General features: G+C 60.5%; 19 protein-coding genes. 12 read left to right on the top strand and 7 right to left on the bottom strand.

The window, feature by feature from the left end:
* Position 1 precedes the first annotated feature (1 nt).
* The 5 genes from sufC (at position 2) to ldtE (ending at position 4,728) form a co-directional block, all read left to right on the top strand.
* Positions 2-748, top strand: a complete 747-nt coding sequence (gene sufC, locus RRF55_RS18155) for a Fe-S cluster assembly ATPase SufC (protein WP_002908876.1) — start codon at positions 2-4, stop codon at positions 746-748.
* Positions 723-1,997: a Fe-S cluster assembly protein SufD gene (gene sufD, locus RRF55_RS18150; protein ID WP_002908869.1), complete on the top strand. Its 1,275-nt coding sequence runs from the start codon at positions 723-725 to the stop codon at positions 1,995-1,997. The genes sufC and sufD overlap by 26 nt, the downstream gene beginning before the upstream one ends.
* A complete protein-coding gene (gene sufS, locus RRF55_RS18145) occupies positions 1,994-3,214 on the top strand; it encodes a cysteine desulfurase SufS (RefSeq protein WP_002908867.1) in 1,221 nt (406 codons plus the stop codon). The genes sufD and sufS overlap by 4 nt, the downstream gene beginning before the upstream one ends.
* Positions 3,215-3,225: 11 nt before the next feature.
* A complete protein-coding gene (gene sufE / locus RRF55_RS18140; protein ID WP_002908865.1) occupies positions 3,226-3,642 on the top strand; it encodes a cysteine desulfuration protein SufE in 417 nt (138 codons plus the stop codon).
* A 99-nt stretch (positions 3,643-3,741) separates the two neighbouring features.
* On the top strand, positions 3,742-4,728 hold the full coding sequence (ldtE, locus tag RRF55_RS18135) for a L,D-transpeptidase LdtE (protein ID WP_032103915.1): 987 nt from the start codon (positions 3,742-3,744) through the stop codon (positions 4,726-4,728).
* Positions 4,729-4,789: 61 nt separating this feature from the next.
* Here the strand turns inward: ldtE and RRF55_RS18130 are convergent, their stop codons facing one another.
* The 3 genes from RRF55_RS18130 to ynhH form a co-directional block, all read right to left on the bottom strand.
* On the bottom strand, positions 4,790-5,026 hold the full coding sequence (locus RRF55_RS18130) for a major outer membrane lipoprotein (RefSeq protein WP_002908860.1): 237 nt from the start codon (positions 5,024-5,026) through the stop codon (positions 4,790-4,792).
* 312 nt (positions 5,027-5,338) lie between these two features.
* The gene (gene pykF, locus RRF55_RS18125) at positions 5,339-6,751 is read right to left on the bottom strand and encodes a pyruvate kinase PykF (protein WP_002908859.1); all 1,413 of its coding nucleotides are present in this window, start codon (positions 6,749-6,751) and stop codon (positions 5,339-5,341) included.
* A gap of 7 nt (positions 6,752-6,758) precedes the next feature.
* Positions 6,759-6,944, bottom strand: coding sequence for a protein YnhH (gene ynhH / locus RRF55_RS18120; protein WP_418133804.1), 186 nt, complete (start codon positions 6,942-6,944; stop codon positions 6,759-6,761).
* Here ynhH and RRF55_RS18115 point away from each other — a divergent pair.
* The 3 genes from RRF55_RS18115 to fumD all read left to right on the top strand — a co-directional run bounded on the left by RRF55_RS18115 (position 6,889) and on the right by fumD (position 7,469).
* On the top strand, positions 6,889-7,020 hold the full coding sequence (locus tag RRF55_RS18115) for a hypothetical protein (RefSeq protein WP_004217210.1): 132 nt from the start codon (positions 6,889-6,891) through the stop codon (positions 7,018-7,020). The genes ynhH and RRF55_RS18115 overlap by 56 nt on opposite strands.
* A gap of 88 nt (positions 7,021-7,108) precedes the next feature.
* Positions 7,109-7,267, top strand: a complete 159-nt coding sequence (locus tag RRF55_RS18110; RefSeq protein WP_014343172.1) for a hypothetical protein — start codon at positions 7,109-7,111, stop codon at positions 7,265-7,267.
* On the top strand, positions 7,257-7,469 hold the full coding sequence (gene fumD, locus RRF55_RS18105; RefSeq protein ID WP_004180357.1) for a fumarate hydratase FumD: 213 nt from the start codon (positions 7,257-7,259) through the stop codon (positions 7,467-7,469). The genes RRF55_RS18110 and fumD overlap by 11 nt, the downstream gene beginning before the upstream one ends.
* Before the next feature lie 17 nt (positions 7,470-7,486).
* Here the strand turns inward: fumD and RRF55_RS18100 are convergent, their stop codons facing one another.
* The gene (locus RRF55_RS18100; RefSeq protein ID WP_002908844.1) at positions 7,487-8,125 is read right to left on the bottom strand and encodes a TetR family transcriptional regulator; all 639 of its coding nucleotides are present in this window, start codon (positions 8,123-8,125) and stop codon (positions 7,487-7,489) included.
* A 126-nt stretch (positions 8,126-8,251) separates the two neighbouring features.
* Here RRF55_RS18100 and RRF55_RS18095 point away from each other — a divergent pair, with 126 nt between their 5' ends.
* From RRF55_RS18095 to RRF55_RS18080, 4 genes are all read left to right on the top strand, one after another.
* Complete coding sequence (locus RRF55_RS18095; protein ID WP_130974810.1) at positions 8,252-10,105, top strand: bifunctional sugar phosphate isomerase/epimerase/4-hydroxyphenylpyruvate dioxygenase family protein; 1,854 nt, start codon at positions 8,252-8,254, stop codon at positions 10,103-10,105.
* Positions 10,106-10,176: 71 nt separating this feature from the next.
* Positions 10,177-11,499, top strand: a complete 1,323-nt coding sequence (locus RRF55_RS18090) for an MFS transporter (RefSeq protein ID WP_004148701.1) — start codon at positions 10,177-10,179, stop codon at positions 11,497-11,499.
* Between the two features lie 15 nt (positions 11,500-11,514).
* The gene (locus RRF55_RS18085; RefSeq protein ID WP_117024806.1) at positions 11,515-12,351 is read left to right on the top strand and encodes a shikimate dehydrogenase family protein; all 837 of its coding nucleotides are present in this window, start codon (positions 11,515-11,517) and stop codon (positions 12,349-12,351) included.
* A 56-nt stretch (positions 12,352-12,407) separates the two neighbouring features.
* Positions 12,408-13,151 (top strand): substrate-binding domain-containing protein, encoded by a 744-nt coding sequence (locus tag RRF55_RS18080; RefSeq protein ID WP_023278901.1) that lies wholly within the window; start codon positions 12,408-12,410, stop codon positions 13,149-13,151.
* Here RRF55_RS18080 and RRF55_RS18075 read toward each other — a convergent pair.
* From RRF55_RS18075 to RRF55_RS18065, 3 genes are read right to left on the bottom strand one after another with little or no spacing between them, the layout of a single operon-like run.
* A complete protein-coding gene (locus RRF55_RS18075; RefSeq protein WP_004184407.1) occupies positions 13,135-13,884 on the bottom strand; it encodes an ABC transporter ATP-binding protein in 750 nt (249 codons plus the stop codon). The genes RRF55_RS18080 and RRF55_RS18075 overlap by 17 nt on opposite strands.
* A complete protein-coding gene (locus RRF55_RS18070) occupies positions 13,881-14,888 on the bottom strand; it encodes a FecCD family ABC transporter permease (protein WP_023301815.1) in 1,008 nt (335 codons plus the stop codon). Before RRF55_RS18070 ends, RRF55_RS18075 begins: the two co-directional genes overlap by 4 nt.
* Positions 14,878-15,936: an ABC transporter substrate-binding protein gene (locus tag RRF55_RS18065; protein WP_130974809.1), complete on the bottom strand. Its 1,059-nt coding sequence runs from the start codon at positions 15,934-15,936 to the stop codon at positions 14,878-14,880. The genes RRF55_RS18070 and RRF55_RS18065 overlap by 11 nt, the downstream gene beginning before the upstream one ends.
* Between the last annotated feature and the right edge of the window lie 39 nt (positions 15,937-15,975).

The following is a 15,975-nucleotide window of genomic DNA, read 5'->3' as shown; positions in this document are numbered from 1 at the left end:
GATGTTAAGTATTCAAGATTTACACGTCGCCGTCGAAGATAAAGCGATCCTGCGCGGGCTGAACCTAGAGGTGCGCCCGGGAGAGGTCCACGCCATTATGGGGCCGAACGGCTCAGGCAAAAGTACGCTTTCGGCCACCCTGGCCGGGCGTGAAGATTATGAGGTGACTGGCGGTCGCGTCGAATTTAAGGGCAAAAACCTGCTCGAACTCGCTGCGGAAGATCGCGCCGGGGAAGGTATCTTTATGGCCTTCCAGTATCCGGTAGAGATCCCCGGCGTCAGCAACCAGTTTTTCCTGCAGACTGCGCTGAATGCCGTGCGCAACTATCGTGGCCAGGAGGCGCTGGATCGTTTCGATTTCCAGGACTTAATGGAAGAAAAGATCAAGCTGCTGCAGATGCCGGAAGATCTCCTGACCCGCTCGGTGAACGTTGGCTTCTCCGGCGGTGAGAAAAAGCGCAACGATATTTTGCAAATGGCGGTGCTTGAGCCGGAGCTGTGCATTCTCGATGAATCGGATTCGGGGTTGGATATCGATGCCCTGAAAATCGTCTCGCAGGGAGTGAATGCCCTGCGCGACGGCAAACGCGCCTTTATCATTGTCACCCACTATCAGCGCATCCTTGACTATATCAAGCCGGACTATGTCCATGTGCTCTATCAGGGACGGATTGTGAAGTCGGGCGATTTCTCTCTGGTCAAACAGCTGGAGGAGCAGGGCTATGGCTGGCTTACCGAACAGCAGTAACGCGCTGCAGCAGTGGCACCATCTGTTTGAAGCGCAGGGCGGCCCGCGTACCCCGGAGGCCAGTCAGCATCTGCAGCAGCTGCTGCGCCTTGGGCTGCCGACGCGCAAGCACGAGGACTGGAAATACACTCCGCTGGATGCCCTACTTAACGGTCGCTTTGTCGCCGATGAGGGGGCCTCTCTCAGCGCTGAACAGCGTGATGCGCTGGCGCTGCCGCTGGACGCCTGGCGGCTGGTGTTTATCGATGGCCGCTATCATCCTCAGCTGAGCGACGATCTTGCCGCCAGCGGCGTGGAGGTCAGTGTCGATAATCAGCGCCAGCATCTGCCGGATGCCCTGCAGCCGGAGGTGTTTCTCCATCTGACCGAAAGCCTGGCCCAGACGGTGACCCGCATTCGCGTGCCGCGCAACCGCCGCCTGGATAAACCGCTGCTGCTGATGCATATCACCAGTGGCCTGGCCGGCGATGCGCTGAATACCGCCCACTATCGCCATCACCTGGCGCTGGAGAGCGGGGCGGAGGCGACGATTGTCGAGCATTACCTGAGCCTCAATGAGCAGCCGCATTTCACCGGCGGGCGATTGACCATGACGGTGGCCGATAACGCGCACCTCCAGCATATCAAGCTGGCATTTGAGAATGCCCGCAGCTATCACTTCGCCCATAACGACCTGCTGCTGGGCCGCGACGCCTCGGCCTTCAGCAGCAGTTTCCTGCTTGGCGGCCAGGTGCTGCGTCACCAGACCAGCACCCGCCTGGGCGGCGAAAACAGCAACCTGCGCCTCAATTCGCTGGCGATGCCGGTGAAAAATGAGGTCTGCGATAGCCGCACCTGGCTCGACCATCAGGTCGGCTACTGCACCAGCCGCCAGCTGCACAAAACCATCGTCAGCGATAAGGGGCGGGCGGTGTTTAACGGGCTGATCAACGTCGCGCCGCTCGCGCTGAAAACCGACGGTCAGATGACCAACAATAATCTGCTGCTCGGGCGGCTGGCGGAGGTCGACACCAAACCGCAGCTGGAAATTTACGCCGATGACGTGAAATGCAGCCACGGGGCGACGGTGGGGCGCATTGACGAAGAGCAGCTGTTCTATCTGCGCTCGCGCGGTATCGAACAGCAGGCGGCGCAGCAGATGATCCTCTACGCCTTCGCCGCCGAGCTCACCGAGGCTATCCGCAGCGACGCGCTCAGAGAGCAGGTGCTGGCGCGTATTGGACAGCGTTTGCCGGGAGGCACAGTATGACATTTTCAGTAGAACAGGTTCGCGCCGATTTTCCGGTACTGAACCGGGAGGTCAACGGTCAGCCGCTGGTCTATCTCGACAGCGCCGCCAGCGCCCAGAAGCCGGAGGCAGTGATCGGCGCAGAAGCGGAATTCTATCGCCACGGCTACGCGGCGGTGCACCGCGGCATCCATACCCTCAGCGCGGAAGCCACCGCGCGGATGGAAGCCGTGCGTCAGCAGGCGGCCACCTTCCTTAACGCCGGATCGGCGGAGGAAGTGGTGTTCGTCCGCGGCACCACCGAGGGTATCAACCTGGTGGCCAACAGCTGGGGAAACGCCAACGTCGGCGCCGGGGATAACATCATCATCAGCGAAATGGAGCACCACGCCAATATTGTGCCGTGGCAGATGCTCTGCGCCCGCGTCGGGGCTGAGCTGCGGGTGATCCCCCTGAACCCGGACGGTACGCTGCAACTGGATGTTGTCCCGGGACTGTTTGACCCGCGCACCCGCCTGCTGGCGATAACCGAGGTCTCCAACGTGCTGGGGACGGAAAACCCGCTGGCGGCGCTGATTGCTCTTGCGCATCAGCATGGCGCGAAAGTGCTGGTGGATGGCGCCCAGGCGGTGATGCACCACCCGGTGGACGTCCAGGCGCTGGGCTGCGATTTTTATGTTTTCTCCGCCCACAAGCTGTATGGGCCGACCGGGATCGGCGTGCTCTACGCCCGGTCCGAGCTGCTGCAGACGATGGCGCCTTGGGAAGGGGGCGGGTCGATGATCGCCACCGTCAGCCTGACGGAGGGCACCACCTGGAATCAGGCGCCGTGGCGCTTTGAGGCCGGCACGCCGAATACCGGGGGGATCATCGGCCTCGGCGCGGCGCTGACCTACGTCAGCCAGCTGGGACTGACGCAGATTGCCGAGTATGAGCAGACGCTGATGCGCTACGCGCTCGATGCCCTGCGCGCGGTACCGGATCTGATCCTTTACGGCCCGGCGCAGCGTAAAGGGGTAATTGCTTTCAACCTCGGTCAGCATCACGCCTATGACGTCGGCAGCTTCCTCGATAACTACGGGATCGCCGTGCGGACCGGACACCACTGCGCGATGCCGTTGATGGCCCGGTATCAGGTACCGGCTATGTGTCGGGCATCGCTGGCGATGTACAATACCACGGAAGAGGTGGACCGCCTGGTGGCCGGCCTCCAGCGGATCCGCAAACTGTTAGGGTAAAGGATGGGACAATGGCGGCACTACCGGACAAAGACAAACTGTTGCGTAACTTTAGCCGTTGCGCCAACTGGGAAGAGAAGTATCTCTATATCATCGAGCTTGGCCAGCGTCTGGCGCCGCTAAGCCCGGAAGAACATAGCGTGCAGAACATTATTCAGGGCTGTCAAAGCCAGGTCTGGATCGTGATGGACCAGGATCCCACAGGCGTGATCACCCTGCGCGGCGATAGCGATGCGGCGATCGTCAAGGGTCTGATAGCGGTGGTGTTTATCCTCTATGACCGGATGACCGCTCAGGACATCACCGAGTTCGACGTGCGTCCGTGGTTTGAAAAAATGGCGCTCACCCAGCATCTCACCCCCTCCCGCTCGCAAGGCCTCGAAGCCATGATCCGCGCGATACGCGCGAAAGCGGCAAATATTAGCTAGAATAAACAGGTAGATTTCATTCTGTTACGTCCGGCAGGGCGCTGACCCTGCCGCCGTTCAGTCTCCTGGCGTTTTATCAGCGAAAGAAGGAATCTCAGTATGAAACGCAAAATGATGATCACCTTAGCCCTTCTCAGCGCCCTTGGCGCCTCCTCGGCCGCCTGGGCCGTTGATTATCCGCTTCCTCCCGCCAACAGTCGGCTGATTGGTCAGAATCAGTACTGGACGGTCCAGGAGGGAGATCGCAACCTGCAGGCGATTGCGCGCCATTTCGATACCGCGGCGATGCTGATCCTCGAAGCCAACGATACGATTGCGCCGGTGCAGCCGAAGCCCGGCACTCAGGTCCTTATCCCTTCTCAGATGCTGCTGCCCGACGTGCCGAGGGAGGGCATTGTCGTCAACCTCGCCGAACTGCGGCTGTATTACTTCCCGCCGGGAGAGAATCAGGTGCAGGTCTATCCGCTGGGCATTGGCCAGTTAGGTCTGGAAACGCCGGAGATGACCACCCGCGTGGGGCAGAAGATCCCTAACCCTACCTGGACGCCTACCGCCGGCATCCGCGCGCGCTCGCTGGAGAAAGGGGTGACGCTGCCAGCGGTGGTCCCGGCCGGACCGAACAATCCCCTGGGCCGCTATGCGCTGCGTCTGGCCTACGGTAACGGTGAATATCTCATCCACGGAACTAACGCCCCAGACAGCGTTGGTCTGCGCGTCAGCTCGGGCTGTATGCGGATGAACGCTGATGACATCAAAGCGCTGTTCAGCCAGGTGAAAACCGGGACGCCGGTACGGATTATCAATCAGCCGGTGAAGTTTGCCGTCGAGCCGGATGGTAAACGCTATGTCGAAGTCCACAGGCCGCTTTCGCAGACCGAAGGGGAAAACACCCGGACCATCGCTTACACGCTGCCAGCGGCGTTTCACGCCTTCGCAGAGGATAAAGCAGTGGATGACCTGCAGTTGAAAAAAGCGATGTCGAGAAGGGCGGGGTATCCGGTGGTGGTGTCGGCTGGGGCAGGTAGCACGGCGACGTCGCTGTCGGCGCAGAATAGTTCGTCTGACAACGGTCTGCTTACCCAATAGCCCTCATGCTGAGGGCAAAAAAAATGGCGCACAGAGTGCGCCATTTTTATTACCAGAACTCTTACTTACGGTAAGAGTGAGCCTGGTTGTCCAGACGCTGGTTAGCGCGAGCTGCGTCGTCTTTAGCAGCCTGAACGTCGGAACGCATTGCGTTCACGTCGTTGCTCAGCTGGTCAACTTTAGCGTTCAGAGTCTGAACGTCAGAAGACAGCTGATCGATTTTAGCATTGCTGGAGCAACCAGCCAGCAGAGTAGAACCCAGGATTACCGCGCCCAGTACCAGTTTAGTACGATTCATTATTAATACCCTCTAGATTGAGTTAATCTCCATGTAGCGTTACAAGTATTACACAAAGTTTTTTGGGATGAGAATATTTTTTTTACCTGAACGCACTTATTTTTGATCGTTCGCTCAAAGAAGCATCGAATTGCTCAGAATCGCTGAAAAAGGCGAGTGAAAACAGCGCGCTTCCATCGGATTCATCTTAGATAATCCCTTATTAAATAGTAAATTCCGATTTGCATTTTTAATAGGAAGAGCTAATCAATGAATAAAAAAAAGCGCCCCGCGAGGCGCTTTATTAAAAAAAACCAATTAACCTGTAAATTATTACAGCACGTGTACGGAAGCGGTATTAGTCGTGCCGCTCGGCACTAATGCGCCGGAAACCATCACCACTACGTCGCCTTTACGCGCGAGGCCGCTCTTCAGCGCCAGGTCTTTGCCCAGATGATAGAAATCATCGGTAGAGGCAATCTCTTCCACCAGCTGCGGTACCACGCCTTTGCTCAGCACCAGCTGACGAGCGGTGGTTTCGTTGGTGGTCAGCGCCAGGATGGTGGCATCCGGGAAGTATTTGCGCACAGCGCGTGCGGATTTACCGCCCTGGGTGGCGACCACGATCAGCGGCGCTTCCAGTTTCTCAGCGGTTTCTACCGCGCCGCGGCACACCGCTTCGGTGATGCGCAGTTTACGGTTGTCGTTGTTGAAGTCCAGGCGGCTGGTCATCACGCGGTCGGTACGTTCGCAAATGGTCGCCATGATGGTGACCGCTTCCAGCGGGTATTTACCTTTCGCGGATTCGCCGGACAGCATCACCGCATCGGTGCCGTCGAGGATGGCGTTAGCCACGTCGCCGGCTTCAGCGCGGGTCGGACGCGGGTTCTTGATCATGGAGTCCAGCATCTGGGTGGCGGTGATAACCACTTTACGCGCGCGGATACATTTTTCGATGATCATTTTCTGGGCGAAGATAACTTCTTCAACCGGGATCTCCACGCCCATGTCGCCACGCGCAACCATGATGCCGTCAGACGCTTCGAGGATTTCGTCGAAGTTGTTCAGGCCTTCCTGGTTTTCGATTTTGGAGATGATCTGGATGTTTTCGCCGCCGTGGGCTTTCAGGTGCTCACGGATCTCGACGACGTCGGAACGTTTACGGATGAAGGAGGCCGCGACGAAGTCCACGCCCTGTTCGCAACCGAAGATCAGATCCTGTTTGTCTTTCTCAGCCAGCGCCGGCAGGGCGATGGAGACGCCCGGCAGGTTAACGCCTTTGTTCTCGCCAAGATCGCCATTGTTCAGCACTTTACAGATAACTTTGTTGCCTTCGATAGCCGTGACTTCCATGCCGATCAGGCCATCGTCCACCAGGACGGTGTTGCCGACGGCGAGGTCGGAGGTGAAGCCTTCATAGGTTACCGCAACGATTTCGTTGTTGCCGATGACGGATTTATCGGTAGTGAAGGTGAAGGTCTGGCCTGCTTTCAGGGAGACGTCGTTGCCGCCTTCCAGCTTGATGGTACGAATTTCCGGCCCTTTGGTGTCCAGCAGAATAGCGGCTTTCTTACCGGTTTTGCTCATCACATTGCGCAGGTTCTGGATGCGCTGACCGTGTTCCGCATAGTCACCGTGGGAGAAGTTCAGACGCATCACATTCATGCCGGCTTCCAGCATTTTGGTCAGCATCTCTTCAGATTCGGTTTTCGGACCGATGGTGCAAACAATTTTGGTCTTTTTCATGACAGTTTTAGTCTTTAAGTTGTGAAGGATATGGAATTCTCGCTCCGCGGGCGCACTGCCGGGGAGCCAAACCTGTATTACGAAAGTTGCTAAGCCACGCCCTAAGGATAGGTGACAACCCTGAAGCGTGCAGAAGAATGTGTGCTGGCGGTTCAGCCCATGAAATGTGGCAAGGTGTTATGCGTTTTATCATGCAGTCCAATGCGCTGAAACCATTCAAGAAAGAATCGAAGCGCATTATACGCTGCCGAAATCAAAAAGGAAAATAAAAACCTCGTTTCAAATTATGGACAAAACGCGTAACAAAACCGGCACGTTATGCAAAAATCTACGCAACACACTTTTTCGTCACCGGCTATGAAAAAGAGTAAAAGAAATGGATTATTTCGCCATCATGAGCCGGTAAAATGCGTCATTGAACCTTTAAAGTGGCGATGGTTTGCGTTGTGCGGGAAATCTATCAATAATGATTTGATTGATAATGATAAAATACGAGCTAAATTCTATGGGAAATAAAGCGAAAGACGACGACCTGTACCAGGAAATGTGCCGCGTGGTGGGTAAAGTCGTGCTGGAAATGCGTGACCTGGGTCAGGAGCCGAAACACATTGTCATTGCCGGTGTGCTGCGCACCTCGCTGGCGAACCGCAAAATTCAGCGTTCGCCGCTCACCGTGGAGGCTATGGAGAAAGTCATTCATGCGCTTTCCGGGCACTGATCCCTTACGCCGGCGGGTCAGGAAATCACGAAGCGGATCACCGCCCTGACGGCAATGTCACAATGGTGAGCCACCATCGCTTCATCGTCGATGGCGGGTAGCGGATCGTCAAGATACAGGCTGCTGAAGGTGTAGAAGTTCGACACCTGATAAAAGCTGAAGCTGCTGATTAACCGGTGGACATCGCGCGCGTCGAGCCCCGCCTGAAAGACGCCCTGCTGCTGGCCGCGCAGTAAAATGTCTTCCAGAATCGACAGGGCGGTACGATTCAGCGGCTTCAGTTCACCCGAGCTTTTTAACCACTTGCCGCGCTGCATATTCTCCATGCAAATGACGCGCATATAGTCCGCATGGGTGGCGTGATAGCGCACGCTCCAGCGCACCAGCCGCACCAGCGCCTCCACCGGCGGCACATTCTCCAGCCCCAGCTGCTGCTCGGTTTCGCGGATCCGCGCATACACATGCTGCAGCACCTCCTGATAGAGCTGTTCTTTGCTTTTGAAGTAGTAAACCACCATGCGTTTGGTGGTCTGCGCCTCGGTGGCGATCTGCTCCATGCGGGCGCCTGACAGCCCGTGTTCAGCAAAGACAGCGATAGCGGCGCTGAAGATCCGCGCCTTCAGGGATTGTGCTTCATCATGGGCAACGACGGTCATGGCAACTCCTTTTTCTTGGGTGACAAAAAATACACATAATGATCACAATTTAGCAACCCGGTATGGCGCAAATGAACCAAATGATACATATTCAAGGCTTACGTCAGCTGTTGACCCGAGGACCTTATGCTGCGCTCTATCGCCACCGTTTCGATTTCCGGCACCCTGCCTGAGAAGCTGCACGCTATTGCGGCGGCGGGGTATCAGGGGGTGGAAATTTTCGAGAACGATCTGCTCTATTATACGGGGACGCCGGCGGAAATCCGCCAGCTTGCCGCCGATTTAGGGTTAAAAATCACGCTTTTTCAACCCTTTCGCGATTTTGAAGGCGCCAGTCGGGCGCAGTTTGCGGCGAATATGGCCCGCGCTCGGCGCAAGTTTGCTCTGATGCGCGAGCTGGGCTGCGAGACGCTGCTGTTGTGCAGCAATGTACAGTCGGACTGCTCGGCGGATAGCGAATTGCAGGTCGCGGACCTGCGGGCGCTGGCCACGCTGGCGGAAGAGGAGGGGATCGCTATCGGCTATGAGGCCCTGGCCTGGGGAACCCATGTGAACCGCTGGCAGCAGGCCTGGGAGCGGGTGCGGCGGGTGGACAGCCCGGCGTTGGGCCTGGTGCTAGACAGCTTCCATATTCTGGCCCGCGGCGACACGCTGGACGCGCTACCGTCGGTGCCGGTGGAGAAAATCACCTTTGTACAGCTCGCCGATGCGCCGTATATGAAAATGGATTTGCTGGAGTGGAGCCGCCACTTCCGCTGCTTTCCCGGACAGGGGGAGCTGCCGCTGGAGGTGTTTGCCGAGCAGATCACCCGCTGCGGCTACCGCGGCCCCTGGTCGCTGGAGATCTTTAATGACGGTTTTCGCGCCTCGCCGAACGGCGCGACGGCCAAAGATGGTTATCGTTCGCTGCTGTGGCTGGAGGAGCAAACCCGCCGTCGGCTCCCGACGTGCGATGCCGATCTGTTTTCACCGCCGCCGCTGCCGGTCTACCAGGGACTGGAGTTTATCGAATTCGCCGCCAGCGCCGCCGAGGCGCAGCGCCTGGGGCAACATCTGCAGGCGCTGGGTTTTCAGCACGAGGGAAGCCACCGCTCCAGACAGGTGACGCTGTGGCGCAACGGCGGGGCGCGGATCGTCATCAACCATCAGCCGCACAGCTGGGCCGACCATTTTTATCAACGCCACGGGGTATCGCTCTGCGCGATGGCGCTGCGGGTCGAGCACAGCGCGTCGCTTGTCGCCCGCGCCCGCGCGCTGGGGTATGCCACCTGGCAGGGCGACGCCGGGCCGAACGAAACGCCGATCCCGGCGATCTGCGCCCCCGACGGCAGCCTTATCTATCTCATCGACGCCGGGGAGGCTATCTACGAGCGCGATTTTCATCTGCGTGATGGCGTGACGGTGCGCGAGGATTATCTCGGTATCGATCATCTGGCGCTGGGAATGGAGGCCGACAGCCGCGATAACTGGGTGATGTTCTTCCGTACGGTGTTTGGTTTTTCCCTTGAGCATGAGCAGACGCTGCCGGACCCGTATGGACTGGTGCGCAGCCTGGCGGTGCGCAGCCCGCAGGGCGATATCCGTCTGGCGCTGAATATTTCGCAGAGCCGGGCGACGCAGATCGCCCGCTCCGTCGCTTGCTACCAGGGGGCGGGGCTGCAGCATGCCGCCTTTGCCTGCCGCGATCTGCCGGCCGCCTGCGACCAGCTTGCCGAGGTTGCCCGCCATACGCTGCCGATCCCGGCCAATTATTATGACGATCTGCTGGCGCGCTTTGGCGGCGAGCTGGACGTCGGGCAGCTTCAGCGCCAGCAGCTCCTCTATGACCGCGATCCGCAGGGGGGAGATTTCCTGCATCTTTACACCCGGCCGTTTACCGCCGGCCGCTTTTTCTTTGAGTTAACCGAGCGCCGGGCTGGCTATGCGCTCTATGGCGCAGCGAATGCGGCCGTCCGTCTGGCGGCGATGCAGTATTGTTAGCCTGAATCAAATGGTTCATTATGCGTTAAACACAATAACAACACCCTCTGTACCCGAGACAGGAACCGACTATGAGCTCATATAGCCCTAACCCGACGGCTGCCGCCCAGCCAGCCGTCACCGTGCGCCGCTCCCGGCGGCGTATCGGCATTCTTGCGCTGTTGGCCATTGGCACCATGATCAACTATCTCGATCGCACCGTACTGGGGATCGCCGCCCCAAAGCTCACCGCTGAGCTGGGGATCGACCCGGCGATCATGGGAATCCTCTTCTCCGCCTTCGCCTGGACCTATGCTCTGGCGCAGATCCCCGGCGGACTGTTTCTCGACCGCTTTGGCAACAAAGTGACCTACTTTTTGTCACTGACCCTGTGGTCGCTGTTTACCCTGTTCCACGGCATGGCGGTGGGGCTGAAGACGCTGCTGCTGTGCCGCTTCGGGCTCGGCATTAGCGAAGCGCCGTGCTTTCCGGTCAACAGCCGGGTGGTCAGCGCCTGGTTCCCACAGCAGGAGCGGGCGAAGGCCACGGCGGTGTACACCGTGGGGGAGTATCTCGGGCTGGCCTGCTTTGCGCCGCTGCTGTTCTGGATCATGGACGGTTTCGGCTGGCGGGTGCTGTTCGTCAGCGTTGGCGCCGTCGGCATTCTGTTTGCCCTGGTGTGGTGGCGCTGCTACCGCGAACCGCATGAAGATCCGCGCCTTAGCCAGCAGGAGCGCGAGCATATCGAAAACGGCGGCGGCCTCAGCGCCCCGACCGACCAGCAGGTGGCGTTCAGCTGGCCGCTGGTCCGCCAGCTGCTGAGCAAACGGCAGATCATCGGCGCCAGCATCGGCCAGTTTGCCGGCAATACCGTGCTGGTGTTTTTTCTCACCTGGTTCCCCACCTGGCTGGCCACCGAGCGGCATATGCCCTGGCTGAAGGTCGGCTTTTTCTCCATCCTGCCGTTTGTCGCCGCCGCCGGCGGGGTGATGTTTGGCGGCTGGCTCTCCGACAAGCTGCTGAAAGCCACCGGGTCAGCCAACCTCGGTCGTAAGCTGCCGATCGTTGCCGGCCTGCTGATGGCCAGCTGCATCATCACCGCCAACTGGCTGGAGAGCGACCTGGCGGTGATCCTGGTGATGTCGTTTGCCTTTTTTGGCCAGGGGATGGTGGGCCTCGGCTGGACGCTGATCTCCGATATCGCTCCGAAGGGGCTGGGCGGTCTGACCGGCGGCCTGTTTAACTTCTGCGCCAACCTCGCGGGGATCCTCACCCCGCTGGTGATCGGCTTTATCGTTGCCGGGTTCGGCAATTTCTTCTACGCCTTGATCTACATCGGCGGCGCCGCGCTGCTGGGCGTGGTGGCCTATCTGTTTATCCTCGGCGACGTCAAACGTATCGAGTTATCGCAGTAAGCAAAGGAGCAAGGCATGGTGATTAGTGGGAATACGCGGCTGATAGCGCACCTTGGCTATCCGACCGCCAGTTTTAAGGCGCCGATGATCTACAACCCGTGGTTCGTTGACCAGCAGGTGGACGTGAAGGTGGTGCCGATGGGGGTCAGGCCGGAGGACTACGCCGCGTTTATTCCGCCGCTGTTTACGATGACCAACATCATCGGCGCGCTGGTGACGATGCCGCATAAAATCGCCACCTGCGATCTGGTGCAGCGCCTGAGCCCGACGGCGGCCATCGCTGGCGCCTGCAATGCCATCCGCCGCGAGGCTGACGGTAGCCTGAGCGGAGACATGTTCGATGGCGAGGGATTTGTGCTGGGCCTGCGTCGTAAAGGGTTTAACCCGCAGGGGACGCGGGCGCTGGTGGTTGGCAGCGGCGGGGTGGGATCGGCTATCGCCGCCTCCCTCGCGGCGGCGGGGGTCAGCGCCCTGACCCTGTACGATACCCGGCCCGAGGTGGCGTACGCCCTCGCCGGGCGGCTGCATCAGCACTATCCGCAGCTCGATATCACCCTGATGCAGCCCGATCCTGCCGGACACGAGCTGGTGGTCAATGCCACCCCGCTGGGGATGAAGGCCAGCGATCCGCTGCCGCTGGACGTTGACCGTCTGGCGCCAGGCGCCTGGGTGGGGGAAGTCGTCATGACTCAGGAGTACACCCCGCTGCTGAGGGCCGCTCAGGCACGACAGTGCCACATCCAGCGCGGGACCGACATGCTGTTTGAAATGATCCCTGCCTATCTGCGCTTTTTTGACCTACCGGTAGCCACCCCCGAGCAGCTGCGGACCCTGGCAGAAATTCGCTACTGACGCGACGGCAAACCGGGTAATATAGCGCTATATTATCCGGTTTATAGCGACCTCTTATGACAAACACCACTCTCACGCTGCTGGCGGCGGGAAGCCTGAGAAGCGCTTTCCTGCCGCTGGTGGCGCACTTTCGGCAGCACACTGGCCTGGCGGTCGATGCGCAGTTTGGCCCTGCCGGCCTGCTGCGCGAGCGGATCGAAGCCGGGTCGCCGTGCGCGGTTTTTGCTTCCGCCAACGCGGCGCACCCGCAGGCGCTGCTGCAGGCGGGTCTGGCGCAGGAATGCCAGGGATTTGCCAGCAACCAGCTGATGCTGACCGCCCGGCGGTCGCCGGATAACGATGGCCTGGACTGGCTGGCGCTGCTCAGCACGACCCGCCTGCGGTTGGCGACCTCCACGCCGGGCTGCGATCCGTCGGGAGATTATACCTGGCAGCTGTTCGCCCGAATTGAGGCACGCTATCCAGGGTTGGGCAACGCGATGGCCGGGCGGGCGCAGCAGCTGGTCGGCGGCAGAGACTCACTGAGCGTGCCGCCGGGAGAGATAGCCGGCGCGTGGCTTATTCGCCAGAATCTGGCGGATCTGTTTATCGGCTATGCGCACTATGGCCCCGCGCTGGCCACCTGCGACGATCTGCGTACCCTGACCATCCCGGCGCCGTGGAATATTCGCTGCGATTACCAGCTGGCGCGTCTCAGGGCCGACCCCGCCGCGCTGGCCCTGTATCGCTTTATCCTCGGCGACGTTGGTCAGGGGTATCTCCGGCAGGCGGGTTTTATGCCGTTCAGCGACGCAGCGTAAACCCCGGCGCCAGCAGAGGGAACGCGGAGGCGGCATGGCGGATCAGGCGTACCGGCAGGCCGTACGCTTGCCGGAGATGCGTTTCGCTCAGCACGTCGGCGGTCTCACCCGCCAGCCACCGGCCCTCCGGCAGCAGAAGCAGCGTATGGCTGGCCACCTGTAGGGCGTGGTTGGGATCATGGGTGGTGAACAGGACGGTGCGCGCCTGGCGGTGGGCGAGGTCGCCGATCAGCTGCAGCACCACCTGCTGGTTACCGAGGTCCAGCGCCGAGCAGGGCTCATCCAGCAGGATATTCTGGCTGGCGCTGACCAGCGCGCGGGCAATCAGCACCAGCTGCTGCTGGCCGCCGGAGAGGGCGCCGAAGTCATCTTCGGCCAGGGCGGCAATCCCCAGCTGCGCCAGCGCCTGCTCAACCCGCCGGGCATCCTCCTCGTCCGGCTGGGCAAAGAGATCCACGTGCCGGGCCCGGCCCATCAGCACCACATCGCTCACGCGCCAGCGAAAAGCTGGACGAAACGACTGCGGAACCAGGGCCACGCCGCCCTCGCACTGCATCTCGCCGCCCAGCGGCGGCAACACGCCGGTCAGGGTATCCAGCAGGGTACTTTTTCCCCGGCCATTGGCGCCCAGCACCGCCCAGATCTCACCGGGCCGGCAGGCCAGCGTGAGCGGGGCGAAGAGCGGCTGACGGTGGCCATAGCGTAGCGATTGCAGCGATAATGAGCTGTTCATCGGGTCGTACTCCGGCGTCGGGATTGCACCAGCAACACGGTAAACAGCGGCGCCCCGAGCAGGGCGGTGATGATCCCGATCGGGATCTCCGCCTGGGTCAGCGTGCGCGCCAGATCGTCCACCACCAGCATCAGCGCGGCGCCGAGCCAGAAGGCGGTGGGCAGCAGGCGACGATGGTCAGCCCCTACCAGCAGACGGGCGAGGTGCGGGACCACCAGACCCATCCAGGCGATGCTGCCGCTGACCGCCACCTGGGCTGCCACCAGCACCGCGCAGCAAACCAGCACGCCGCGACGCAGCGCGGCCACCGGAACGCCAAGACTGCGGGCATCCCGTTCCTCCAGGGCCAGCAGGTTGATACGCCAGCGCAGCTTCCACAGCGCCCCGGCAGCCATCGCCAGGGGCAGAGACATAAGCAGTACCTTATGCCAGCTGGCGGTCGCGAAGCTGCCGAGCAGCCAGAAAACGATGTTCGGTAACGTCTCTTCGCTGTCGGCGAGGTACTGCATCAGGCTGACCAGCGCGGCGAAGAAGCCGCTGAGAATGATCCCGGACAGAATCAGCCCCAGCGTGCTGTCCCGCCCCTGGAGGGCGGCGAGGGCGTAAATCAGCCCCAGCGCGACGAGGCCGAAGAAAAAGGTCGAGGCCATCATCAGCAGACTGCCGACGCCCAACAGGATCGCCAGCGTGCCGCCGAAGGCGGAGCCGGCGGTCACCCCGATGATGTGCGGATCCACCAGCGGGTTCTGGAACACGCCCTGCAAGGTGGCGCCGCACAGCCCCAGCGCGCCCCCGACCAGCAGGGCCATCACCACGCGCGGCAGGCGAACCGACCAGACGATCTGCCCGATCACCCCTTCACCTGGCGGCAGATGGACCAGGGTGTGGCCAACGGCGCTCAGGCTTAACGGGTACTGGCCGAAACAGAGCGAGGCGACCGCGATCGCCAGCGTCGCCAGCGCCAGGCTTCCCTGCACCAGCCAGGGCTGAGAGTTAGCGGGCATCTGGCATCCACGCCACGCGGTAAAAACGCTGATAATAATCCCTGGCTTTACTGTCCACATCGATGCTCTGGTAGCGCGCGGGATAGAGTTTTTTCGCCATCCACAGCTCACCCAGCGCCAGGGCCTCTGGCATCGGGTAACCCCAGGCTTTGGCATACTCCGGCATCAGCCACACGCGGTGATGTTTCACCGCATCGATCGTCTGCCACTGCGGGTCGTTCTCTATCTGTTTGACCACCTGCGGATAACGGTCCTGGACGAAGATCACCTGGGGGTTCCACTCCAGCACCTGCTCCAGCGACACCTGGCGGGCGCCTTTTACGCTGGCGGCCGCCACGTTCAGCGCCCCGGCGTGCGCCATCATCAGCCCGGTGTATTTGCCAGCGCCATAGGTATTCAGATCGGGGTTGACCATGTACACCCGCACCCGCTGGTTCGGTGGAATATCGGCCACCGGCGCATTGGCTTGCTTGCGCGCCTCGAAGGTGTAGTGAATCAGCGCCTCGGCCTCGGGCTGGCGCTCGACCACCTCGCCGATAAGGCGGATCCCCTCCATCAGCCCGGCGTTATAGGCCTGCTCTTCGTCAGCCATGGTGGGGTTCATTTTATTTTTTTCCCCGGCGGCATCGTGACGCAGCGAGATGGCCACCACCGGGATCCCGGCCTGTTGGATCTGCGCGATCATTGCCGGCGGCGCATAGTTGGCGACGAAAACCACCTGCGGACGCAGCGCCAGCAGGCTTTCAATATTGACCTGGGTGAGATCGCCCGGGGTCGCCAGTTGCCCGATCTCGGGCATAAAGCGGGCGAACTGCGGCCCGAGCTGTTTCTTCCAGCTGCTTAAGACGCCGACGATATCCTCGGCGGCATGCAGTTGTACCAGCAGGTTGAGCGTCTGATGCTGCAGAACCACAACGCGGGTGACGTGGTCGGGGAGGGTGACCTGGCGACCCAGCTGGTCGGTGACGGTGCGGTCGGCGAAGGTCTGGCCGGTGAACAGGCTGGCGCTGAGCAGCGTCAGGCCCAGCAGTAAGGGGTGTTTTGACATGGTGTGGCCCGAATGGCGTGAAAATTCGTTGTGTATTAA

Origin of the sequence: Klebsiella sp. K47, from assembly GCF_051858335.1 — a bacterium.
In the GTDB taxonomy this organism is placed as follows: Bacteria; Pseudomonadota; Gammaproteobacteria; order Enterobacterales; family Enterobacteriaceae; genus Klebsiella; species Klebsiella pneumoniae.
The sequence above is the reverse complement of the archived record's forward strand: the minus strand, read 5'-3'. Positions and strand labels throughout refer to the sequence as shown.

Coding starts and splice junctions, on each gene's coding strand:
- ldtE (WP_032103915.1), top strand. CDS start 3,742: ATGAAACGCAAAATGATGATCACCTTAGCCCTTCTCAGCGCCCTTGGC.
- RRF55_RS18080 (WP_023278901.1), top strand. CDS start 12,408: ATGACAAACACCACTCTCACGCTGCTGGCGGCGGGAAGCCTGAGAAGC.
- sufC (WP_002908876.1), top strand. CDS start 2: ATGTTAAGTATTCAAGATTTACACGTCGCCGTCGAAGATAAAGCGATC.
- sufS (WP_002908867.1), top strand. CDS start 1,994: ATGACATTTTCAGTAGAACAGGTTCGCGCCGATTTTCCGGTACTGAAC.
- RRF55_RS18070 (WP_023301815.1), bottom strand. CDS start 14,888: ATGCCCGCTAACTCTCAGCCCTGGCTGGTGCAGGGAAGCCTGGCGCTG.
- pykF (WP_002908859.1), bottom strand. CDS start 6,751: ATGAAAAAGACCAAAATTGTTTGCACCATCGGTCCGAAAACCGAATCT.
- RRF55_RS18065 (WP_130974809.1), bottom strand. CDS start 15,936: ATGTCAAAACACCCCTTACTGCTGGGCCTGACGCTGCTCAGCGCCAGC.
- RRF55_RS18130 (WP_002908860.1), bottom strand. CDS start 5,026: ATGAATCGTACTAAACTGGTACTGGGCGCGGTAATCCTGGGTTCTACT.
- RRF55_RS18085 (WP_117024806.1), top strand. CDS start 11,515: ATGGTGATTAGTGGGAATACGCGGCTGATAGCGCACCTTGGCTATCCG.
- RRF55_RS18100 (WP_002908844.1), bottom strand. CDS start 8,125: ATGACCGTCGTTGCCCATGATGAAGCACAATCCCTGAAGGCGCGGATC.
- RRF55_RS18110 (WP_014343172.1), top strand. CDS start 7,109: ATGAAAAAGAGTAAAAGAAATGGATTATTTCGCCATCATGAGCCGGTA.
- fumD (WP_004180357.1), top strand. CDS start 7,257: ATGGGAAATAAAGCGAAAGACGACGACCTGTACCAGGAAATGTGCCGC.
- RRF55_RS18095 (WP_130974810.1), top strand. CDS start 8,252: ATGCTGCGCTCTATCGCCACCGTTTCGATTTCCGGCACCCTGCCTGAG.
- sufD (WP_002908869.1), top strand. CDS start 723: ATGGCTGGCTTACCGAACAGCAGTAACGCGCTGCAGCAGTGGCACCAT.
- RRF55_RS18115 (WP_004217210.1), top strand. CDS start 6,889: ATGTGTGCTGGCGGTTCAGCCCATGAAATGTGGCAAGGTGTTATGCGT.
- RRF55_RS18075 (WP_004184407.1), bottom strand. CDS start 13,884: ATGAACAGCTCATTATCGCTGCAATCGCTACGCTATGGCCACCGTCAG.
- sufE (WP_002908865.1), top strand. CDS start 3,226: ATGGCGGCACTACCGGACAAAGACAAACTGTTGCGTAACTTTAGCCGT.
- RRF55_RS18090 (WP_004148701.1), top strand. CDS start 10,177: ATGAGCTCATATAGCCCTAACCCGACGGCTGCCGCCCAGCCAGCCGTC.
- ynhH (WP_418133804.1), bottom strand. CDS start 6,944: ATGATAAAACGCATAACACCTTGCCACATTTCATGGGCTGAACCGCCA.